This is a genomic window from Nitratireductor aquimarinus (assembly GCF_017255295.1).
In the GTDB taxonomy this organism is placed as follows: domain Bacteria; phylum Pseudomonadota; class Alphaproteobacteria; order Rhizobiales; family Rhizobiaceae; genus Nitratireductor; species Nitratireductor aquimarinus.
Genome location: NZ_JAFKDE010000001.1, coordinates 23119 through 44071, shown reverse-complemented (window position 1 = coordinate 44071; position 20953 = coordinate 23119). Strand labels below are relative to the sequence as shown.

General features: G+C 62.2%; 19 protein-coding genes. 8 read left to right on the top strand and 11 right to left on the bottom strand.

All coding sequences use genetic code 11. The features are described 5' to 3' along the window. Positions 1-21: 21 nt before the first annotated feature. The 4 genes from JYP46_RS00200 to JYP46_RS00185 all read right to left on the bottom strand — a co-directional run bounded on the left by JYP46_RS00200 (position 22) and on the right by JYP46_RS00185 (position 3845). Positions 22-1467, bottom strand: a complete 1446-nt coding sequence (locus JYP46_RS00200; protein WP_113154097.1) for a TolC family outer membrane protein — start codon at positions 1465-1467, stop codon at positions 22-24. A gap of 246 nt (positions 1468-1713) precedes the next feature. Beyond that, positions 1714-2301, bottom strand: a complete 588-nt coding sequence (locus tag JYP46_RS00195) for a L,D-transpeptidase (RefSeq protein ID WP_206546887.1) — start codon at positions 2299-2301, stop codon at positions 1714-1716. Positions 2302-2381: 80 nt separating this feature from the next. Next, entirely contained in the window at positions 2382-2888 is a 507-nt protein-coding gene (locus JYP46_RS00190) for a hypothetical protein (RefSeq protein WP_113154096.1), read from the bottom strand. A 165-nt stretch (positions 2889-3053) separates the two neighbouring features. Beyond that, positions 3054-3845, bottom strand: a complete 792-nt coding sequence (locus tag JYP46_RS00185; RefSeq protein ID WP_206546882.1) for a GGDEF domain-containing protein — start codon at positions 3843-3845, stop codon at positions 3054-3056. 374 nt (positions 3846-4219) lie between these two features. Here JYP46_RS00185 and JYP46_RS00180 point away from each other — a divergent pair, with 374 nt between their 5' ends. After that, a complete protein-coding gene (locus tag JYP46_RS00180) occupies positions 4220-4438 on the top strand; it encodes a hypothetical protein (RefSeq protein WP_113154094.1) in 219 nt (72 codons plus the stop codon). 23 nt (positions 4439-4461) lie between these two features. On the opposite strand, the gene JYP46_RS00175 is transcribed toward JYP46_RS00180, so the two are convergent. Next, the gene (locus JYP46_RS00175) at positions 4462-4785 is read right to left on the bottom strand and encodes a hypothetical protein (protein ID WP_222473778.1); all 324 of its coding nucleotides are present in this window, start codon (positions 4783-4785) and stop codon (positions 4462-4464) included. 406 nt (positions 4786-5191) lie between these two features. Here JYP46_RS00175 and JYP46_RS00170 point away from each other — a divergent pair, with 406 nt between their 5' ends. The 6 genes from JYP46_RS00170 to JYP46_RS00145 all read left to right on the top strand — a co-directional run bounded on the left by JYP46_RS00170 (position 5192) and on the right by JYP46_RS00145 (position 12088). Then, positions 5192-6214, top strand: a complete 1023-nt coding sequence (locus JYP46_RS00170) for an ABC transporter substrate-binding protein (protein WP_113154093.1) — start codon at positions 5192-5194, stop codon at positions 6212-6214. A gap of 157 nt (positions 6215-6371) precedes the next feature. After that, on the top strand, positions 6372-7877 hold the full coding sequence (locus tag JYP46_RS00165; protein ID WP_206546881.1) for a sugar ABC transporter ATP-binding protein: 1506 nt from the start codon (positions 6372-6374) through the stop codon (positions 7875-7877). Then, complete coding sequence (locus JYP46_RS00160) at positions 7874-8866, top strand: ABC transporter permease (protein ID WP_222473777.1); 993 nt, start codon at positions 7874-7876, stop codon at positions 8864-8866. The genes JYP46_RS00165 and JYP46_RS00160 overlap by 4 nt, the downstream gene beginning before the upstream one ends. Beyond that, positions 8863-9819: an ABC transporter permease gene (locus tag JYP46_RS00155; protein ID WP_206546880.1), complete on the top strand. Its 957-nt coding sequence runs from the start codon at positions 8863-8865 to the stop codon at positions 9817-9819. Before JYP46_RS00160 ends, JYP46_RS00155 begins: the two co-directional genes overlap by 4 nt. Further along, positions 9816-10835 (top strand): LacI family DNA-binding transcriptional regulator, encoded by a 1020-nt coding sequence (locus tag JYP46_RS00150; RefSeq protein ID WP_113154089.1) that lies wholly within the window; start codon positions 9816-9818, stop codon positions 10833-10835. The genes JYP46_RS00155 and JYP46_RS00150 overlap by 4 nt, the downstream gene beginning before the upstream one ends. Positions 10836-10849: 14 nt before the next feature. Next, the gene (locus JYP46_RS00145; RefSeq protein WP_206546879.1) at positions 10850-12088 is read left to right on the top strand and encodes a Gfo/Idh/MocA family protein; all 1239 of its coding nucleotides are present in this window, start codon (positions 10850-10852) and stop codon (positions 12086-12088) included. A 52-nt stretch (positions 12089-12140) separates the two neighbouring features. On the opposite strand, the gene ampC is transcribed toward JYP46_RS00145, so the two are convergent. The 4 genes from ampC to fmdA form a co-directional block, all read right to left on the bottom strand. Beyond that, the gene (ampC, locus tag JYP46_RS00140; RefSeq protein ID WP_206546878.1) at positions 12141-13340 is read right to left on the bottom strand and encodes a class C beta-lactamase; all 1200 of its coding nucleotides are present in this window, start codon (positions 13338-13340) and stop codon (positions 12141-12143) included. A gap of 196 nt (positions 13341-13536) precedes the next feature. Continuing rightward, positions 13537-13842: an FmdB family zinc ribbon protein gene (locus JYP46_RS00135; RefSeq protein WP_206546877.1), complete on the bottom strand. Its 306-nt coding sequence runs from the start codon at positions 13840-13842 to the stop codon at positions 13537-13539. A 62-nt stretch (positions 13843-13904) separates the two neighbouring features. Next, positions 13905-14417: an AmiS/UreI family transporter gene (locus JYP46_RS00130; protein ID WP_206544545.1), complete on the bottom strand. Its 513-nt coding sequence runs from the start codon at positions 14415-14417 to the stop codon at positions 13905-13907. A 139-nt stretch (positions 14418-14556) separates the two neighbouring features. Beyond that, positions 14557-15783 (bottom strand): formamidase, encoded by a 1227-nt coding sequence (fmdA, locus tag JYP46_RS00125; RefSeq protein WP_007007629.1) that lies wholly within the window; start codon positions 15781-15783, stop codon positions 14557-14559. Between the two features lie 376 nt (positions 15784-16159). Here fmdA and JYP46_RS00120 point away from each other — a divergent pair, with 376 nt between their 5' ends. Next, on the top strand, positions 16160-16897 hold the full coding sequence (locus tag JYP46_RS00120; RefSeq protein ID WP_206546876.1) for a response regulator: 738 nt from the start codon (positions 16160-16162) through the stop codon (positions 16895-16897). On the opposite strand, the gene JYP46_RS00115 is transcribed toward JYP46_RS00120, so the two are convergent. Then, positions 16882-18081, bottom strand: coding sequence for a sensor histidine kinase (locus tag JYP46_RS00115; protein ID WP_113154084.1), 1200 nt, complete (start codon positions 18079-18081; stop codon positions 16882-16884). The genes JYP46_RS00120 and JYP46_RS00115 overlap by 16 nt on opposite strands. Next, positions 18078-20708: an ATP-binding protein gene (locus JYP46_RS00110; protein WP_206546875.1), complete on the bottom strand. Its 2631-nt coding sequence runs from the start codon at positions 20706-20708 to the stop codon at positions 18078-18080. Before JYP46_RS00110 ends, JYP46_RS00115 begins: the two co-directional genes overlap by 4 nt. Positions 20709-20953 lie beyond the last annotated feature (245 nt).

Sequence of the window (20953 nt, the reverse complement as noted above, 5' to 3'; positions counted from 1 at the left end):
CTTGCCTGCTGCCCCGACCGGCTATTGAGACCGGATCGGAGCGAGAAGATCGAGCGGCAGATCGTTGGTCTGCCGCGATGGCAGTCTCTTATACGTCTCCGTCGGCGCCGTTTCAGGCACGTTGAACTCTGCCCGCGCGTAGGCCTCCGACTGTTTCGCACTGGAGAGGTTCATCGTGTCGAGCAGCGTGCCGGTGGCCGCCAGAATGCGATACTCGGCAAAGCGCGCCGCATATTGCGCGGTCTTGGACAGGACATTCACGCTGAAGCGTGTGTTCTGCGCGCCGAGAACATCAAGCAGCGAACGCTGGCCAACCACGAGCTGCTCGCGGTAGGAACTGACCAGCTGGGCATTCGTCTGCGCCTGCTGACGCAGGGTCTGCGACAGATCGATCTGCCGCTGGCGGCGATCCCAGGAAATGCGGACCGCTTCCTCGACCTCACGATAGGCCTGATGAAGGACCAGACGCTGCTCGCTTGCGCGGCGGATCTGCTCCTGCTCGTTGGCGACGTCGATGCCGCCGCGATAGAGGTTCCACTTGGCGACGACGCGCGCCTGCAGATCGTTGGTGCGGCCGTCCGAACCGTCAATGTCGTAACCGGCGCGGGCGCGGCCCTCGGCGCTGATCTCGGGCAGCATGTTCGAGCGCGCGGCATCGACCAGCGCATCGGCTGCATCGATATCGGCGTTGGCGACCTTGATGCGCGGGTTGTTGGCGCGCGCAATGCCGATGGCCTTGTCGAGCGAGGCCGGCAGCGCCGATGCCACGGAACCCGGCATGGAGGGATTGCTGAGCGGTTTGCCGACGAGCTTGTAGAAACGGATCTTGGCCGCTTCCAGCTCTTCCTCGGCTTCCTTGAGACGCGCCCTGGCGGACAGCGAACGCTCCTGCGCCTGCTGACGGTCAGCCTCGGTGAGTGCGCCGCCGGAAATCAGCGAGCCGATATCGCCCAGCATCGACTGGTGGAAGCTCACATTCTTGCGCGCTTCATTCACGATCTCGACCTGAAGCAGATATTCGAGATATTCGCGCACCACCTGAAGGGCGATTGTTTCCGAACGCTCGAGCACGCGGAAGGATGCGGAATCCACACGCGCGGCCTGACGATCAAGCTCGGCGCGGCGTCCACCGCCGTCGAACAGTTTCTGCGTGATGGAGAGACCGATCTCCGCCGGGTAGAGCGGATCGTCCTCAATGCCGGTGCCACGGCGCGAGGGATTGTCGAGGCGACGCGCGCCGACCGAGGCTTCAAGATCGACACTCGGGAGATAAAGGCCCCGCGCCTGCCGCAACTCGAACTCGATGGCTTCGCGATTTTCAATCGCCTGCCCGATCTCGGGATTGGATTCCAGAGCGACCGCCATGGCTTCCTTCACGGAAAGGGCGTTTGCAGCAGTCGAAAACACAACGGCGCCACTCATAAGAGCGGCTGCCAGAACGCGCGTAATGCGTGGCTTCAGCGTCATTATCCCCCCTTTGACTGCGCGTTCCCTGCGCAGCAAATGGAAAAGCCCGATCCCACATCGGGTCTCAATATGATGTTATGCTAGGACAACCATTCACAACTGGCTATGTCCCAAGTCGTGCTCCTACCCATTTTGGAGTAGTTTAGTCGCCTCATTTAAATAGCGGTGTTGCGCCGGCGCAACAAAATCCACTTCCTGTTAAGCATTTCAACCCTGAAATGCAGGAATTCAGTCAGCCTTACTGCCCTATCTCACGATCACGAGAGCGCCAATTTTGACTTTGTTATAAAGGGTTATAACATCATCATTGGTCATGCGGATGCAGCCGGAAGAGACGGCCTGCCCGATTGTCCAGGGCTGGTTCGTTCCGTGAATTCTAAACAGGGTTGAGCCCAGATAGAGCGCGCGGGCGCCCAAAGGATTTTCCGGACCGCCTTCCACGAGGGTCGGCAGGATGCGCCCCTCATTTGCCTCACGACGGATCATTTCGGCGGGTGGACGCCAGTCCGGCCATTTCGCCTTTCTGGTGATGCGTTCACGGCCGCGCCAGGCGAAACCCTCGCGTCCGACGCCGATCCCGTAACGCACCGCGGTGCCGTCGCCACGCAGATGATAGAGGCGGCGCTCGCCCGTATCGATGACGATGGAGCCGGCAGGCAGGTTCTCGGAATAAGGCACGACCGCCGGCTTGACGGCGGCGTCGCCCCACGGCGCCTTGAAGGAGAGCGTGCGCTCACGGCGGACCCAGCGGCCCGTTGCCGGATCGAACTGGCGCACGGTGACCGTCTCTTCGGCGACTGCGCCACCAATCAGCCCCGGCAACACCGGGAGCATGAAAGCCAGCAAGAGCAGAAGCCGACAGAGCGCAGACATCATCCACGTCCTGTCACGAACGCGGTCCATTCCTGAAATGCTCATTCAGCCTCCTGCCCGGCCAGTTCAAATGTCTCGTCTTCTATGCGGATGGTGGTGGCGTTGGGCGCCGAGATGGATCTCTTGCGCCCATCCGCGCAGATCAGCGTCGGCCATTCCCCGACCTTGCAACCGACTTCCGCATAGAGGTTTGCCAGTGGCGCACCGCGCGCGATCACAAGCGCGCCGTCAGCAAGCCGGATGACATGCTGATCCTGCGGACCAACAAACGCCCAGACACCGCCATCCCCGGACGCTGCGTCAAAGCCACGGCCATAGATAGCATCGCCATTCCGGCCGACCAGCATGTGTCGATTGGCGGACATCGCCCAGGCATAGCGTTCCAGAACGCCGGGCTGGCCATTGTAGAGCGTGGTGATGTCGGTTTGCGCAGCGTTGTCGAGGGGCATGGCCGGCTGAAACACCCGAGCCCCGGGTTCATCCGCGCTGCCGGCCCCGCAGCCAAGCAGGAAAACGGCGACCAGCAGAAAACTTCGCATACGGTTCATTGCCGCCCCTTGCAGCACCGCCGCGCCCCTGACGGGAAAGCGCCGATGCCGTCAGCAAAAGCTGCGCCGCCCATGCAACCTGCTGCATGGGCGGCGCACTTGCGATCATTCTGAGGCTAAACAATCTTTGAGTCCAGCGCCCATAGCGGGCGGGCCGGAGCGCTTCTATTCGTGGCTCTCGCCGTTTTCGCGCGTTCCCATCGCATTGATCGCGCTGAGGCGGAACCGGTCACTGTCGCTCTGGCGCGCCATTTCGAGCTGCTCCGACGCGATGCGCATCAGACCGCGGAACTCGATCTGGTCTTCAAAGATCACGCCGCCGATATCGACGCCGAGTTCCACGGGCTCGCCTTCCGCCAGGAAGCGCGATTTGGTGATGGCGGTGCGAATGCGCTCTCCCACATCGCGGGCCTGTTCAACCGTCGCGCCGGGAAGGAAGACGCCGAACTCGCTGTCGTTCAGACGACCGACCACATCGCTGCGGCGCACATTGGCGCGGATCACCGATGCGATCTGGCGCATCGACTCTTCACCCCAGCTGAAACCGTAATCGATGGCGATGTCGCGCACATTCTCGGCTTCGAGGATCAACAGCGCGCCAAAGGTGCGCCCTGCCTCGGAAACCGTCGCGGCGCGGCGGCGCTCCACCAGCGTGGTGAACATCTCGCCGTTGAACACCTCGGTCGAGGGATCATGAGCGGCGGAGAAATTCCGGTCCCGCTTGAAGCGGCGCAGCTGCTCGCTTGCCTGCCCTATATAGAGAAGCAGCGGCGTGGCGATGACCACCGGCAGAATGAGCGCGGCAGCAAGGCTGCGCTGATAGGGATTGATCTCTTCGCCGAAGAAGAGGAGGTAGTGGACAAGGAACGAAAGCCCGACCGCTGCCAGTGTGCCAAGCAGCGTAAAGGCAATGAGCCATGTCCAGCGCGGTTTGCGTTGCAAGAGCGACTTGTCCATATGCTTTCAACGTCCCCAGTGTGACTGATCCCGTTGGTAACCGGCAAACTTCTAATAAAAGTTGACGGGACCCTTCGTCTTTTAACGATTCGCATAAGACGCTTCCGACCACAACACGCTTAAGCCGATGAAAAACAGGAATATTATTCCTTAATTCCGGCTCTGACGCGGCAGAAGAAAACAATCTCCCCACAAGCAATGGCAAGCTTCAGGGTCGGACCTTCCCAACCAGCGTGCAAGATTAAATCGGGTTTTCCAAAGAGAATGCGCCGGGAGAGCGCCGGTCGTTAAAATGCCATGGATCGTGTTTGTTTGCCGGTTACAATTTTCTGCGCATGGTCCTGCCATACCGGGGGCACCGAAAAAGGAACACCATGCCGACAGATTTTGCGTCCGTGCACGCCCACCTCGAAAACGCACAGGCCGAACTGACCGGTTCCGATCCGGCGACGCACCAGTTGCGCGAAGCCATCGGACTGTTGCTCGATGCCGCGCTCAAGGCCGAATTCTCGGCAAAGCCGGAAGCAGACAATGTGGTCCGCTTCCCCCGCGTGGCACGCGCCCGACCCGGCCAGAACTCGCGCCACGGTTAGATCGCCATGCGAAAATTGCTGCGTCAGGCCTGAGCGGCAAGCACCCGGTTGCGGGCCTTCTCGGCCTCACGCGCAATCGCGCGGTCGCTTTCGGCTGCGCCCTCCACATGCGTGGTGGTTCCTGTACGGTCCAGGAAGACGAGCGCCACATCGGCGTCCGCGCCGACCATCACGGCCGCGACCCGCTGATACTGCGGATCGCCATCAAGCCTGTGGTTGAAAAGAATCTGCCCGTCCACATCGTCCAGCACCGACAGAAGCGCGGCCTCGAAGCCCTGCGCGATCAGGTCGGCGAGGTCGAGCAGAAGCTCCAGCTGGACAACCTCAAGCGACGGTTCATTGTGCACGGCGATGTTACTCGAATCATTACTCACTTCGAAGAAGTTAGCCGAGTGAATGAAATGCGGGCAACGCAGGCATGTGAACAGATTGTGTCGTCTTGAAACAATTTCACTTCCTCAAAAACCACGCCTTCTCTCCAGCACGTCTCTCAGCCACGCCTTCTGATTGCATAAGTAAAATCGGGCGCTTGCAGCTTCTTTGAGGCATCAGGGCGGCAATCCACAAAATTACGTACAAAATTACGCCCCAAATTACGTATTGAAATCGATTACATTTGCCATACAATCGATTTCATTGACGTGGCGGAAGATACCTTTCGCGGAGGACACGTCATGGAGGAGGAGTGCCGCACGATCGGCGAAAAGGCCTTGGCTGCCTGCGCCGTTGGTGCATTTCACCAGGGAGGAGTTCATGAAAAAACTGGCAATTGCTGCCGTAACCGCCGCTGCCCTTGCGGGCACTGCGCTTTCGGCTTTGGCCGAGGACTTCAAGATCGGTCTGTCGAACGGCTGGGTGGGCAGCGAATGGCGCACCCAGATGATCGAGGAGGCCGAGGAAGCCGCCGCCGCCTGGAAGGACAAGGGCGTGAATGTCGAAGTGGTCGCCCAGAGCGCCAATGTCGACGTGCCCGGCCAGATCGCGCATGTGCGCAACTTCATCAGCCAGGGCGTTGACGCCATCATCATCAACCCCAACAGCCCGACCGCCTTTGACCCGGTGTTCGCGCAGGCCAAGGAAGCCGGCATTCTGGTGATCGCCACCGATGCCGAAGTCTCTTCGCCCGACGCCCTTTACGTGGGCATCGACCAGAAGGGCTGGGCCATGGAAAGCGCCAAATGGCTGGCCGACACGCTGAACGGCGAAGGCAAGGTCGTCGCCATCAACGGCGTTGCCGGGCACCCGGCCAACGAGATGCGCGTTGCGGGCTACCGCGAAGTGTTCGGCGAGCATGACGGTATCGAGATCGTCAATGAAGTGAACGCCAACTGGGATCAGGCGCAGGGCCAGCAGGCCATGCAGAACCTGCTCGCGACCTATCCCGACATTGACGGCGTTTGGGTGCAGGACGGCATGGCCGCCGGCGCATGGCGCTCCATCATGGACGCCGACAAGGCTGGCGACATCGCCGCAACCGGCGAAATCCGCAAGGACTTCATCGACATCTGGACCGAGAACAAGCTGAACTCCGGCGCTTCGGTGAACCCGCCCGGCGTGATGGCAAGCGCGCTCAATGTGGCCGTGCTGATGCTGCAGGGACGTGAACTGAAGGAGCCGGCCAAGGCAGGGCAGTATGAGAACGCGCTCTATCTGCCGATCCCGTTCATCAGTTCGGACAATCTGGAAGAAGTGGCCGCCTCCGTTGACGGAAAGCCGGGCTACTATTCCTACACGAGCTCGCTTTCCATCGACGACGCGGAAGCGCTGTTCAAATAGGACGATGCCGGAAAAGGCCCCTCGCCCTCACCCTCTCCCCACATGCGGGGAGAGGGAGACATCCACGCCACGGCCATTCTCCTTCGCGACGTTGACGGGAGAAGGCGCGGCGGGCGGATGAGGGACTGACGCCGGCCTTTCAGCGATTGATGTAGACATGACCAAACTGAAGCTCAGCGGTGTAAGCAAGGCTTACGGCGCCACGCTGGCGCTACGCCGTGGCGACCTTGAACTGGACACCGGCGAAGTGCATGTGCTGATCGGCGCCAATGGCTCCGGCAAAAGCACGCTTTGCAAGATCGTGGCCGGCAGCGTGCGCCCGGATGCCGGCGATGTGCTGCTCGACGGGCGCGCGGTGACCGTGAGCGGGCCGCGTGCGGCGCAGGCGCTGGGCATCGGCATTTTCTATCAGGAACTGAGCCTCGCCGATCATCGCAGCGTGGCCGAAAACATCTGCCTGCCCGACCTGCCGAAGCAGAGCGGGTTCTTCATCGACCGGGCGGCATTGCGCGAAAAGGCCGAACGCTACATCGCGCTGTTCGAGGCCGTGGCCGGTGCGGAACTCAGGGCCGACACGAATGTGGGCGATCTGCGCGCCGACCAGCGGCAATTGGTGGAGATCATGAAGGCGCTGGCGACGGAAGCGCCGGTCCTGATCTTCGACGAACCCACCTCCGCCCTCGACCGCGCGCAGGTGGACCGCTTCTTCGAAATCCTGCGCGACCTCAGGAATGACGGCCGCAGCATCGTCTTCATCTCACACCGCATGGACGAGATCTTCGCCATCGGCGACCGCGTGACCGTGATCCGCGATGGCGAGACCATCGACACGATGGCCATTGCGGAAACGACGCCGGAGGCCGTGATCCACATGATGGTGGGCGAGCAGGAAGAGCTTGCCGCCCCACAGCAAGCTGCGCCACCCGCACAGGCAGCATCCACCGATGCGGCGCTGACGGTTGAGAACCTCACCGGCGCAGGCTTTCGCGATGTGAGCTTTACGGTCAGACGGGGCGAAATCCTGGGCCTCGGCGGCCTGCACGGACAGGGCCAGTCCGCTCTCCTGAAGGCGCTTTTCGGCGCGCCGCCGCCCAGTGCCGGCGAAGCGCGGATAGCACGAGAGCGGCTTCGCACCGACAGCCCGCGCAGCGCCATCGCCCAGGGCGTGGCCTATGTTTCCGGCGACCGGAGCCGCGACGGGGTGATCACCGGACGTCCGATCCTCGAAAATGTCACGCCCATCCATGCGCTGCGCAACAGGCTCGTGCTGGCGCGCCCGGGGCAGCTCGCTGAAAAGGCGCTGCCGGCGCTCAAGGCGCTGAACACGAAATTCGCCGGGCTTTCCCATTCCATCGGCTCGCTTTCGGGCGGCAACCAGCAGAAGATCGTGATCGCCCGCTGGCTGATCGACAAGCCCGACATCCTGCTGCTCGACGACCCGACCAAGGGCATCGATCTTTCGGCCAAGACAGACCTTTTCGCGCTGATCCGCAGGCTCGCCGAGGAAGGGCTCGCCATCGTGCTCTATTCGTCGGAAGACGCCGAGCTCCTGAACAATGCCGACCGCATTCTCGTGTTCAACGGCGGCGCGGTGAGCCGGGAGCTGAGCGGCGCGGAGCGCACCCGCTACAATCTCTACCAGGCAGCCTACGAGGCGGCATGATGACGACCAACGCTTCTCTTACAAAACAGGATGGCGGCGGTTTCGGCACGCTTTTGAGGCGCTTTCCGTTCCTGCCTGCCCTTCTCATTTTCGCGGTGCTTCTGGTGCTGAACGGCATCTTCGAGCCCAACAGTTTGAGTTTTCGCTCGCTGACGGGCCTCGTGCGCACCTATATGGCGCTGATGCTTCTGGCGGTTGCCCAGACCTATGTGGTCTATGCCGCCGACATCGACCTTTCGGTCGGCGCCATCGCCTCGCTGGTCAATGTGACGATCATCGTGCTGATGCAGCATATGGGCGGTGGGGGGCTCTCGGTGCTGGCCGCGCTCGGCGTGGGTGTTCTCGTCGGACTGGCCTGCGGCCTCGTCAACGGTTTCGTGGTCGCGGCGCTGCGCCTGCAGGCCATCGTCGCCACCTTCGCCACAAGCATCTTCTTCACAGGGCTGGCGCTGGTGATCCTGCCGGTGGCCGGCATGCCCGCACCGACCGTTTTCTGGCGCACTTATGGCGGCAGTTTCTTGGGCATTCCCTTTGTCTTCTATGCCGCTGTGGCGCTTGCAATCCTGCTTTATCTATTGGCCCGCACCCGGCTTGCCACGCAGCTTCTGGCGGTGGGCGACGGGCAGCAGGCGGCCTTCCAGAGCGGGCTTCCCGTCACCGCGATCCGCATTGGCGGCTATGCGCTGTGTGGCGTGTTCGCTGCCCTTGCCGCCTTCTGCATCACCGGTGACACGGCAAGCGGCGACCCGCTGGTCGGCGCGAAGATGACGCTGTTCAGCGTTGCCGCCGTGGTGCTTGGGGGCAGCGCTCTTTCCGGCGGGTTTGGCACGGTTGCAGGCTCCGTCATCGCGGCGCTGATCATCGGGCTCATCAATTCGCTCGTCTTCTTCGCGGGCACCCCCTCGCACTGGCAGAACCTGGTGCAGGGGCTCGCCATTCTCGCCGCGCTGATGGTGGGTGTTCTCGTCAGCCGCAGGGGGCGCGCATGAACCGGCTGATCGACATTGCCAAGAACCCGCTCACCATCGCACTGGTGCTGATCGCAGCACTTCTGTTTCTCGGCAACACGCTTTCGCCGGGCTTCGCCTCGGGCGGGCAAATCCTGCGGCTCCTCATCGTGGCGGCGCTGCTGGGCATTGTCGCGGCCGGCCAGAACCTCGTCATTCTGGGCGGGCGCGAGGGCATCGACCTGTCCGTCGGCGGCGTGGTTTCGCTTTCGGCCATTGTGGCCGGCAATGTGATGAACGGCATGGATGGCGGCATCCCGCTAGCCATTCTGGCCTGCGTGGCGACCGGCGCGCTGTTCGGCCTGTTCAACGGGCTCGGCGTGACGCTGCTGCGCATTCCCCCGCTGGTGATGACGCTTGGCATGCTGGGCGTGCTTCAGGGGCTTCTGGTGGTGATCCGGCAGGGCATTCCCTCCGGTCGCGCAGCCCCGGCCCTTTCGGAATTCGTGACCCGGCCATTCCTGCTGGGCCTGCCGGGCATCATCTGGCTGTGGATCGGGGTTGGCCTGCTGATGGCCTTCATCCTGCACCGCACCGTGTTCGGCCAGCGCATCTACGCCATCGGCTCCAACGAGCAGGCGGCCTTCATGGCCGGTGTGCCCGTGCGGCGCACGCGCATCGCTCTCTTCATGCTGTCGGGCGTGTTCGCCGCCATTGCCGGGCTCTGCCTGCTTGGTTATTCCGGCTCCTCTTTCGCAAATGTAGGGGAGCAATACATGTTGCCATCGATCATCGCCGTGGTGTTTGGCGGAACCCCGCTTTCCGGCGGCAAGGGCGGCTATACCGGCACCATGGCCGGCGCGGTTCTGCTGGTGGTGCTGCAAAGCATCCTGACCACGATCAACATCGATGAATCCGGACGGCAGATGGTGTTTGGCGCCACGCTTCTGGTGCTGATGCTGTTCTATGGCCGCGGTCGGGGCCTGCGCGCATGAACCGTCGACCCAAGATCAAGGACATTGCCGAGGCGCTGGGCGTTTCATCCGCCACCGTGTCGCGCGCGCTGAGCGGCAGCGATCTGGTGACGGAGGAGACGCGCGCGCGGGTGCGCGAAACAGCGGACGCCCTGCACTATCGGCCAAACGCCAGCGCCCGCAGCCTGCGCACAGCCCGCTCCATGGCGGTGCTGATGGTGGTGCGCGATGTGGGCAACCCGTTCTATCTCGACATTCTGAAGAGCGTGGAGGCCACCGCCCGCGCCGCCGGCTACTCGGTGCTGATGGGCAATACAGAGAACGATCCCGAGCGCGAGATCGAGTATTTCGACATGCTGCGCGACGGTCATGCCGACGGCATGATCCTGATGACGGGCAAGCTGCCGGCGCAGGAGGGCGCGCGCAACAGGCTGCCGCCCAATGCGCCCATCGTGGTGGCGCTGGAAACCATTGAAGGCTCCGGCTTTCCGCATGTGCAGATCGACAATGTGGCCGCCTCCTGCGAGGCGGTGGAGCATCTGATCGGACTTGGCCACCGGCGCATCGCCCATATTTCCGGGCCGGTTCCCGAAGTGATGAGCCTTCGCCGACAGGAGGGCTATCGCCGCGCCATGCGCAATGCCGGCCTTGCGATTGCCGAAGGCTATGAGCAGCGCGGCGACTACCTGCTGCATGGCGGGGCTGCGGCCTGCAAGGCGCTTTTCGAACTCGCCGAACCGCCGACCGCGATCTTCGTGGCCAATGACGAAATGGCCTTCGGCGCGGTTCATCACCTGCGCGAGATCGGCCGCGACGTGCCCGGCGATGTGTCCGTCGTCGGCTTCGACGATCTCTATCTGAGCGAAGCGTTCTACCCGCCGCTGACCACGGTGCGCCAGCCGCGCACCGACATCGGCCGGCAGGCCATGGGCATGCTGCTCGAAATGCTTTCAGGGGCCGCCGTGCCCAGGGAACCCGTGGTGCTGCCAGCCACGCTGCGCGTGCGCGGCACCACCGCACCACCGAAAACAGAATGAAAGGGGAAACAACCATGTCCGCACAGCCCGGAAAACGCCTGCGCATCGGCCTTGTCGGCACCGGCTTCATTGCCGAATTCCATCTGCGGTCCATGCTCGGCGTGCGCCATGTCGACGTGACCGGCGTCTACAGCCGCAAGGCGGAGAACCGCGAACGCATCGTGAAGCTGGTGGCGGAACTGGGGCTGGGCGACTGCAAGAGCCATGACAGTCTGGCATCCATGCTGCAGGCCGAAGATGTGGACGCGGTCTGGATTCTCTCCCCCAACGACACGCGCCTCGAGACGATGCGCACCATCCATGACGAAGTCGTTTCCGGGCGCAGCAAAGTGTTTGCGGTGGCCTGCGAAAAGCCGCTTGCCCGCACGCTGTCCGATGCGCGTGAGATGCTGCGGCTCGTGGAAGACGCCAGGCTGAACCACGGTTATCTGGAAAACCAGGTCTTCGCCCAGCCGGTCCTGCGCGGCAAGGAGATCATCTGGCGGCGTGCCGCCTCCACCACCGGACGCCCCTATCTGGCGCGCGCGGCAGAAGAGCATTCCGGCCCGCACGAGCCGTGGTTCTGGCAGGGCGACAAGCAAGGCGGCGGCGTTCTGCTCGACATGATGTGCCACAGCGTTGAAGTGGCCCGGCACCTTCTGACGGAACCCGGCAGGAAGCGGGATTCCCTGAAGCTGAAGGCCGTGCATGGCACCGTGGCCAACCTCAAATGGACACGCCCGCGCTATATCGAAGACCTGAAGAACCGCTTCGGCCCGGAAGTGGATTACGCCAACCGCCCCTCCGAGGACTTTGCGCGCGGCAATGTGATCCTGGAGGACGAGGACGGCAACGAGCTGATGATCGAGACGACAACCTCCTGGGCCTATGTGGGGGCGGGTCTGCGCATCCAGCTGGAACTGCTTGGGCCGGAATACGCCATGGAGTTCAACTCGCTCGGCACCGGCCTGAAAATCTTCATGTCGCGTGAAGTGAAGGGCGAGGAAGGCGAGGATCTGGTCGAGAAGCAGAATGCCGAACAGGGCCTGATGCCCGTGCTGGAGGACGAGGCCGGGATCTATGGCTACACGGATGAAAACCGGCACATGGTGGAGTGCTTCCGCAAGGGCGAGGAGCCGCTGGAAACCTTTGCCGACGGCGTTGCCGTTCTGGAAATTCTGATGGGTCTCTACCTGTCTTCGGAGACCGGCGACACGGTGCGTTTCCCGAACCCGGACCTGGAAAACTACGTGCCTCTGGTGGCGCGTCGATAACCCACCAATCGTTCGCCGGCGGGCCTCTCCCGCCTGCCGGCGAATGGCCCTGTCACGGCTGTGCCTGCTTCAGGGCTGCAAGAATGCGATACCCTGCCCGCACCCGGTCACGCACCGACACATTCCTGTTGGCCAGAATGGCCACGCCGATCCTGCGCCCCGGCACAAACGCCACATAGGCCGAGAAGCCCCTCGTGGAACCGGTCTTGTTGACGAGCACCTTACGGCGCGGCGGGAATGGCGGCTTCAGATGCATGGCAGGAACATCGTCGCGCGCCATTCTTCTGGAATTGCCATCGAGCAGACGCTTCAGGCTGACCGGATAGGCATATTGCTCCCAGACCAGATCCTGCGTGATGGCGTCGGCCTTGTAATAGCCGGTGAGCGCCTGACCGATGGCGCTTTGCATATCCGGCTCCAGATCCCCGCTTTGCATATGCGCCTCGACATAGCGGATGAGATCTGTCGCCGTTGTCTTGACGCCGTAGGGTGCAGAGGCCAGCGCATTGTCTGACAGGCGGGCGGGTTCGTTCTCCGTCGTATAGCCCTGCGCATAGTCCTTCATCCGGTCAGGAGGAACCTGCGTATAGGTGTTTGCGAGCCCCAGCTTCGGCAGGAGCAGATTTGCGAGGGCATCGTCATAGTCCCGCTGCAGGGCGTCGGCCGCGATGGAACCGAGAAGCGCGATGCCGATATTGGAATAGGTGCGCTCCGTACCCGGCGAATAGCGACGCTCCCAGCCCCTGCAATAGGCGACAAGCGCGTCCTGACTGTCCACGCCCGAAGGCAGGAAGAGTTCGAGCCCGCTCGTATGGGTCGCCAGTTCCAGAATGCGCACGGCATCGAAAGCGCTTCCTTCAAGCGCCGGCAGGCGCGAACTGACCTCGTCGAAAAGCGAGAGCTTTCCCTGCACATGCGCGTAGGCCGCAAGCAGACCGGTGAAGGTCTTGCTGATCGAGCCGATCTCGAACAGCGTGTCGTCATCCACCGCCGCACCGCTTTCACGCGAAGCGACGCCGTAGTTGAAGATGCGATGTTCCCCCCCGACCGTGACCGCGATTGCAAGACCGGGAAGATCGTGGTCCTGCATGAGCCGCTGCGCTTCGGCTTCGATTGTCGCGACTGGCTCTGCCAACTGACTGACATCCGCAGCCCGCGCGGGCGAATGGGGCTCAAGAGCAAAAAGAACCGGTGCAGCGACAACCGCCAGAATGCTGAAAGACGCCGCACGACGCCAAAGCTTATGAATCATAAAATTACTCTAAAATATCAATAACTTGCCCCTTGTAGAAGGAATTACGCCAATTTGCAGAAATCATAAAGCGCACCGTTTCAACAAATCTGGCGACAAAATGAAACAGGCGGACGGCGCCCCCGGAATGCGGGGGCGCCGTCTGCCTGAAAAGCACCCTGAATCGGCCTGAAGGCCTGTGTACGCGAGCGCGAACTCAGCAGTGGCCGATCATCCATTTCTTGCGTGGAGAAGGCGGGCCCTTCTTGCCGATATTGCACAGCGAACAGCCGCAACCGGCCAGATGTTCCTTCTTGACCACGCGCGGCTCGCTGCCGCTTTTTTCCGAGCGCGCCAGCGCGCGCCGGAGCGTGCCGTTCATGAGGCTGAGGCTTGGCGCGGCCACATCGCGACTGCTCGGCGTCTGGCAGCTCGGGCAGGCGCATGCATTGCCTGCATAAGCCATGGACGTCCACTCGTCGAAAGGTCCGCAATCTTCGCAAACATAATTGTAAAGCGGCATGTTGGTCTCCGAAAATTCTGTCTCGCATGGTGCGGCGGCCTGACGCCGCCGCACGAAAAAGCTCAGAGCATTCCCTGAAGCAGCAGGAACCCCGGCAGCCAGCCGGTGATGATGCCCGTGAGGAGCGTGACAACCGCAGTGGCCTGCAGGATCGGACGCTTGAGGGCAAGCAGCAGGAAATACATGAACCAGAGCACCGCCCAGATGGCCCAGTTGAGGCCGAGCCAGGTGTCGGTGAAGGTCTGCGCGCCGGCCAGTCCTTCAATCGCGATGGGCACGACGGTAATTGCCACGAACAGGCTGAACCAGCCGAGCCCGCGGCCATCCACCGCGACCACGCGGTTGTAGGCGACCCAGAGATAGGTGGTGGTGAACAGCAGCGTCAGCGCCGCAGACTTGATCGACGCGGCATCCGCCGCAGCGCCGAATGCCGAAGCCAGCGCGACGCAGAGCGTGACGAAGCCGGACACCACATTGATGACGACAATTTCCTTGTCGTCGATCTTTCCCATCAGCCACAGCCCGTTGAGAAACAGGACGGCGCCGACGTAAAGCAAGGCAAACCCGAGCAGCATGGCAGCTCTTCCTCCCGAAAGGCGGGTTCAGCCGGGTCCCACCCCGGCTGTCCCACTCGTTTCTTTTGAAAACGGCCCGACGGAGCACCGGAACAACCGGGAGGCGGCCTGCGCCTCCCCGCCCGATGCTCCAGGCCACTCAGCTTGTTCGCGCGACATCCACGCCGGAGACCTGTTTGGTCGGCCCGGTCGAGTTCGGATTGATGTCGAAGTCGAAAATCGCTGTCGGAATGGCCAGCGTGGCGCACACATTCGGTATGTCCACAATGCCGGCTATTCGGCCCTCCACCGGCGCTGTGCCGAGGATACTGTAGGCCTGTTCGCCCGTGTAACCGAACTTCTTCAGATACTCGATGGCGTTGAGACAGGCCCGGCGATAGGCCACATGGGCGTCCAGATAATACTGTTCGCCCGTGTGCTCATCGACCGAGATGCCCTCGAAGATCAGGTAATCATCGAAATGCGGATCGATCGGGCTCGGCTTGAAGATCGGGTTGACGACACCGTATTTCGCCATGCCGCCCTTGATGACATCGACGCTGATGTCGATCCAACCGGCCATTTCGATGGCGCCGCAGAAGGTGATTTCGCCATCGCCCTGCGAGAAGTGGATGTCGCCCATGGAGAGACCGCCACCCTTCACATAGACAGGGAAATAGACCTTGGAGCCACGCGACAGGTTCTTGATGTCGCAATTGCCGCCATGTTCGCGCGGCGGCACGGTGCGCCACGCTTCTTCCGCCGCCTTGCGTGCTGCATCACCCGACATCTGGCCCATGAGCGCAGTGTCGGAATAAGGCAGTGCGGCCAGCGGCGGCACCCGGTTCGGATCGGTCGAAACCAGCTCTTCCTCACGGCGGTTTGCTTCGGCCAGAAGCGCATGATCGGGCAGACAGCCGATCAGGCCCGGGTGAATGATGCCCGGATAGCGCACGCCCGGAATGTGGCGCGAGGTCGTGTAAATGCCCTGGAAATCCCAGCACGACTTGGTTGCGTTCGGATAGTGCTCCGTCAGGAAGCCGCCGCCATTTTCCTTGGCGAACAGGCCGTTGAAGCCCCATTCGGATTCAGGCATTGCGCCGATATCGAGAATGTCGACGACCAGCAGATCTCCTGGCTCTGCGCCCTCGAAACCGAACGGACCGCTCAGATAGTGAACGCGGGTCAGGTCGACATCGCGCACGTCGTTGGCGCTGTCATTGTTGCCGATCTGACCACCGGTCCAGTCGTAGCACTCGACGCGGAACACCTCACCGCGCTTGAAGGTCTCAACCATCGGAATGTCGGGATGCCAGCGATTGTGCGTCTTGATCGCTTGATCCTCGGGCGCCTTGTTGAGATCGACTGAAAACACTGTTTTAGGCATAGGTCTCCTCCTCTTGAACGGCCAGTCGGAGGTTCCAGTGTCGAGCCCCCCGTCATTTTTGCGCCCGCCCGCAAGATGCGACCGGACGAAACCGTGCCGGAGAAGATTAGGTCTGGACTGTAAGCCGATTGGCTCTGGAGAACGCCCGCTTTGTAATTTTTTGTAACCGCCCAGGGACATTCCGGAGAATTCGTTTTCGCTTGAACAGCCTGAAATAAGCTCTGAATTTCAGTCATTTGCCATGGGCGCATCCAGAGCCGCCAGCGCCTTGCCCGCCCCGGTTACCTTTGGCCGGATACAAAACGCGCATTTTCCAAAAGACCGGAGCAAACTCCCTCCTCGACCGATGCAACCGTTTGCGACTATCGTATGAGCCATGGGGATCACGGACGAAAAACATCGCGTACTTGTTGTCGATGATGATCAGCGTCTTCGGCGCTTTCTTCAGCGTTTCCTCACGAGCGAAGGCTATGCCGTGACAAGCGCCGAGGATGGCCGCTCCATGCGCCGCGCAATGGCGGATGAGGACTTCGATCTCGTCATTCTCGATCTGACCTTCCCGGTCGGCGAAGACGGTGTCTCGCTGGCGCGTGGCCTGCGCGCCCAGCACGACCTGCCGCTGATCATGCTTTCAGGCAAGAACAACACGATCGACAAGGTGGTCTGCCTGGAGCTGGGGGCAGACGATTACGTGACCAAGCCGTTCGAGCCGCGCGAACTTCTGGCCCGCATCCGCACCGTCATGCGCCGCTTCGCCAAGCGCATCAGCATGCCGGAACCGCAGGAGAAAAGCCGCTCGCCGATCATGTGCTTTGCCGGCTGGCAACTTGATCCCGCACGGCATCAGCTTTCCTCACCCCGGGGAGAATCGGTGCGTTTGACGAGCCAGGAATTCCAGCTTCTGGCGGCGCTGGTGGAGCGGCGCGGGCGTGTTCTTTCGCGCGAGCAGATCCTCGACATCGTCGCCAACCGCAACTGGAACCCCTATGACCGCAGCATCGACGTGATGATCGGCAAGATCCGCCGCAAGCTGCGCGACAATGCCCGCGACACCCAGTTTATCAAGACCATTCGCGGTGTCGGTTACATGTTCGCGCCTCAGTCCGAGGAATAGTGCGCCGGCAAATACAGATTGACGCTGGTGCCCTTGCCCGGCGTGCTGAGAATGCCGAGACGGCCACCGGCCTGCCGCACGAAGCCATCCACCATCGACAGGCCAAGACCGCTGCCCTGCCCCGGCGGCTTGGTGGTGAACATGGGCTGGAGCGCGCGGCGGCGCACCGCCACCGGCATGCCATGACCGGTATCGCGCACCGACAGGAGCACATAGCGCCCCGGTAACAGCCCCGAAGCGACGCGCGCATCCTCCGGGCGAACGATCACATTCGACGCGTCGAAATGCAGGCTCCCGCCGCCCGGCATCGCATCGCGCGCATTGAGCGCCAGATTGACGAGGCTCGGCTCCAGCTGACCGGCGGGAATGAGCACGCTGTTCAACCCGTCTGCGACATTGAGCGAAACGGACACCGTATCCCCCAGCGTGCGCCCCAGAACCCGCATCAGGGGCGGAAGCGCCTCGCCAAGCTGCACCACGGCAATGTCTTTCGCGCGCTGGCGGCCAAAGCGCAGCAGGCGGTCGGTGAGTTCGGAACCCGACCTGGTGGCCTCGAGCGCATCGGTGACCAGTTCGGCCAGTTCCGGCTGGTCGGCCAGCCGCTCTTCCAGCCAGCGCAGATTGCTCAGGAGAACGGCGAGTATGTTGTTGAAGTCATGCGCGATGCCGCTGGTGAGCTGGCCCATCGCCTCCATGCGCTGCTTCTGCCCGAGCCGCTCGGCGGCCAGCCGCTTTTCTTCCAGAAGCCGGATGCGCTCGAAGCAGCGGGCGAGCGTGGCAAGCAGGTCTTCGCTGTGAAACGGCTTGCAGAGATAGTCATAGGCGCCGGCCTGCAACGCCTCGACGGCAGTATCGATGGAAGCGTAGGCGGTGACCATCACGCACACCACGTCCGGTTCGCGCTGGCGGATCTGGCGCACCAGATCGACGCCATTGCCGGTGCCGAGCCGCACATCGACCAGGGCGACCGCGATCCGCGCTTCTTCAAGGAAGGCGAGTGCTGCCTGCGGATCGTGGGCAACCACGATCCTGTAGCCTTCGAGTTTCAGGAGGCCCGACAGGCTGGCGGCGAAATCCTCGTCATCGTCAACAATCAGGACGCAATGGTCTTCCGCCGGTGTGGTTTCACGCAACGGATGTTCGCCGATGACTTCTGCGGGGAGGTCGAGTTCACGATCAGTCATGCCTTGCGCGCTCCCGCACATGGCAGAACGAGCGATACGGTGGTGCCGACACCCTTCTGGCTTTCGATGAGCACATCGCCGCCATGCTGCTCCATGATGCGCTTGACGAGCGGCATGCCGAGCCCGACGCCAAACGCCTTGGTGCTGAACAGCGGCTCGAACACGCGCTCGGCCACATCCTGAGACATGCCGCCGCCATTATCGGACACCGACAGGTAGACGCGGTCGCGCAGACGCTGCGTGGAGATAATGATCTGACCGCTTTGCTTCCCGCGTTCCTCGCAGGCCTGCGCCGCATTCTGCAGAACATTGGAGAAGGCCTGCCGCAGACGCTCTGCATCGGCAAGCACGTCGCACCCGGCATCAAGCCTGAGCGTGATGAGATGCGCGATCTCCTGATCCTCTTCGCTCAATTGCTGTTTGACCCAGCGGTCGATGGCGACGGGCGACATGACGGGCGCGTGCTTGCGTGAAAAGTCCAGAAGATCCTCGATGATGCGCACGCAGCGCCAGGCATTGCGTTGCAGGCGCTGCAATTCGCCGGTGACGGGCTCATCCGCGTTCTTGAGCGAGCGGCGCAGAATATCGGCGGAGGTGACCATCGTGCCCAGCGGATTGCGCAGCTCATGGCTGACCGTGGCGGTGATCTGACCGATTGCCGCCAGACGCTCATTGGAGGCGAGCTCCTGCTGCGCCTGCCGAAGCTTTTCAAGCGATGTCACCAGATCGCGCTCCGCAAGCTCGCGGCTTTCGTGCGAAAGAACGATCCACCACGCGCCGATGGCGAGCAGCGGCAGGAGCGCCAGAAACACCCGCAGGAGAAGCGCGCCGCTTTCCACATGCGGCTGAAGCGCGGTCGGCTCGATCAAGCGGTAGGTCAGCAGAAAGACGGCAGCCGTCATCACCGCCAGCGAGAACAGAACGCCGCTCACCTTGAGCAGGCGCTGCGTCATGCGTGGCGCGATCTTGCTGCGCAGGGCGCGGCCCAGATAATGCGGCGCTTCCAGATTTGCGCCGGGAACCTTGCAGGCATCGTGGCAGTGTGAATCGAGACTGCAGCAGAGCGAGCAGATCGGACGCCGGTAGAAAGTGCAGTGCACCATGTCCGGCCGCTCATATTCCAGTTCGCAGATCTCGCAGCGCACCACCGGCTTGTCGGGCTCGGCAAGCGGCACGCGCGGACGGGCGAGATAATAGCGGCCGCGTGTCGCCACGCCGATCAGCACCGCGCTCGAAAGCGCGGTGAAGAAGGCGATGGGGGCGGCATAGGCTTCCGCCAGATCGCCGAAACTGCCCATGAAGCAGATGATCGCGAACAGCGAGGCAAACGCCATCGACCCGCAGCCGACCGGATTGAAATCGTAGAGATAGGCGCGTTTGAACTCGGTGAAGGGCGGGCTGACGCCCATCGGCTTCAAGATGGCGAGATCGGCGAAGATGGAGCCGATCCAGGCGGCGGCGATGACCGAATAGACCGCCAGCACCAGCTCAAGCGTCTGGAAGATGCCGAGCAGCATCAGAAGCAGCGAGATCAGGATGTTGAAGATCAGCCAGACCACGCGGCCGGGGTGATAATGGGTGACGCGCGAGAAGAAATTGGACCAGGCGAGCGAGCCGGCATAGGCGTTCGTCACATTGATCTTTACCTGCGAAATGAGAACGAAGATCGCCGCCAGCGCCAGCACGGTGCGCGGATCGTCGCTCACATATTCATAGGCCTTGATATACATGTGGATCGGTTCGAGCGCCGTCGATGGCGAGAGGCCGGCCGAGACCGCAAGCACGGCCAGAAGACTGCCGCACAGGATCTTGAAACCGCCGACCACGATCCAGCCGGGACCGGCGGAGATGACCGCCGCCCACCAGCGCCAGCGGTTTTCGCGCGTCTTGTCGGGCAGGAAGCGCAGATAATCCACCTGCTCGCCGATCTGGATCGAGAGCGCGCACAGAACACCGATGGCCGAACCGAAGGCGAGCACATCGAACCCGCCATCCGGCGTTTCGCTGCCGGCAAACGCCATCCACTGATCGAGCGTTTCGGGATGGGCGACCGCAATGTAGATGAAAGGCGCAAGCAGCATTGCGATCCAGATGGGCTGGGTGACCATCTGCAACTTGCTGATCATCGTCACGCCCATGAAGGTGATGGGAATGATGACGAGCGATGAGATGATGTAGCCCAGCACCAGCGGCACATCCGCGAACAGCTTCAGCGCCTGCGCCATGATCGCGCCTTCGAGCGCGAAAAAGATGAAGGTGAAGGTCGCATAGATCAGCGACGTGATGGTGGAGCCGATATAGCCGAACCCCGCTCCGCGCGTGAGCAGATCCATGTCGATGTTGTAGCGGCTGGAATAATAGGCGATGGGCAGGTTCGTCACGAAGACGAACAGGCAGGTGATCAGAACGGCGGGAAACGCATTGGCGAACCCGTAGCTGAGCGTGATCGCCCCGCCGATTGCCTCCAGAGCCAGAAACGAGATGCCGCCGAGCGCTGTGTTGGCGATGACGAACGGAGACCAGCGCCGGAACGACCGCGCCGCATAGCGCAGCGAATAGTCCTCCAGCGTCTCATTGGCGATCCATGAATGATAGGATCGTAAGGCAGGCGATTGCGGTGTTTCCACTAACCCGCACTCCGCCCTGCACACCGCCAGTCAGGCGAAGCCTGTGCTTTACGCATCTTGTTGAGGTTCTCCCATTCTCCCCGGTAAATGATCACACAAAGCCGGCTTCGAGACCAGTCCCCGCAGCACGGGGGAACGGCGTTCTTCCCCACCCGGTTTGTGTGTGAAAGACGGGTCGCGCCGGCGCAGTGCCATAATGCGCCGACCGCGTTGAGCCTATTGCTTTCGCTTCATGCCCGTTATCT

Bases quoted from the DNA above. Each gene is read 5' to 3' on its own strand.
- JYP46_RS00180 (WP_113154094.1), top strand. From the start codon at position 4,220: ATGCCGACAGATTTTGCGTCCGTGCACGCCCACCTCGAAAACGCACAG.
- JYP46_RS00195 (WP_206546887.1), bottom strand. From the start codon at position 2,301: ATGCTCCCGGTGTTGCCGGGGCTGATTGGTGGCGCAGTCGCCGAAGAG.
- JYP46_RS00135 (WP_206546877.1), bottom strand. From the start codon at position 13,842: ATGCCGCTTTACAATTATGTTTGCGAAGATTGCGGACCTTTCGACGAG.
- JYP46_RS00145 (WP_206546879.1), top strand. From the start codon at position 10,850: ATGTCCGCACAGCCCGGAAAACGCCTGCGCATCGGCCTTGTCGGCACC.
- JYP46_RS00130 (WP_206544545.1), bottom strand. From the start codon at position 14,417: ATGCTGCTCGGGTTTGCCTTGCTTTACGTCGGCGCCGTCCTGTTTCTC.
- JYP46_RS00150 (WP_113154089.1), top strand. From the start codon at position 9,816: ATGAACCGTCGACCCAAGATCAAGGACATTGCCGAGGCGCTGGGCGTT.
- JYP46_RS00165 (WP_206546881.1), top strand. From the start codon at position 6,372: ATGACCAAACTGAAGCTCAGCGGTGTAAGCAAGGCTTACGGCGCCACG.
- fmdA (WP_007007629.1), bottom strand. From the start codon at position 15,783: ATGCCTAAAACAGTGTTTTCAGTCGATCTCAACAAGGCGCCCGAGGAT.
- JYP46_RS00170 (WP_113154093.1), top strand. From the start codon at position 5,192: ATGAAAAAACTGGCAATTGCTGCCGTAACCGCCGCTGCCCTTGCGGGC.
- JYP46_RS00185 (WP_206546882.1), bottom strand. From the start codon at position 3,845: ATGGACAAGTCGCTCTTGCAACGCAAACCGCGCTGGACATGGCTCATT.
- JYP46_RS00190 (WP_113154096.1), bottom strand. From the start codon at position 2,888: ATGAACCGTATGCGAAGTTTTCTGCTGGTCGCCGTTTTCCTGCTTGGC.
- JYP46_RS00200 (WP_113154097.1), bottom strand. From the start codon at position 1,467: ATGACGCTGAAGCCACGCATTACGCGCGTTCTGGCAGCCGCTCTTATG.
- ampC (WP_206546878.1), bottom strand. From the start codon at position 13,340: ATGATTCATAAGCTTTGGCGTCGTGCGGCGTCTTTCAGCATTCTGGCG.
- JYP46_RS00155 (WP_206546880.1), top strand. From the start codon at position 8,863: ATGAACCGGCTGATCGACATTGCCAAGAACCCGCTCACCATCGCACTG.
- JYP46_RS00160 (WP_222473777.1), top strand. From the start codon at position 7,874: ATGATGACGACCAACGCTTCTCTTACAAAACAGGATGGCGGCGGTTTC.
- JYP46_RS00120 (WP_206546876.1), top strand. From the start codon at position 16,160: ATGGGGATCACGGACGAAAAACATCGCGTACTTGTTGTCGATGATGAT.
- JYP46_RS00115 (WP_113154084.1), bottom strand. From the start codon at position 18,081: ATGACTGATCGTGAACTCGACCTCCCCGCAGAAGTCATCGGCGAACAT.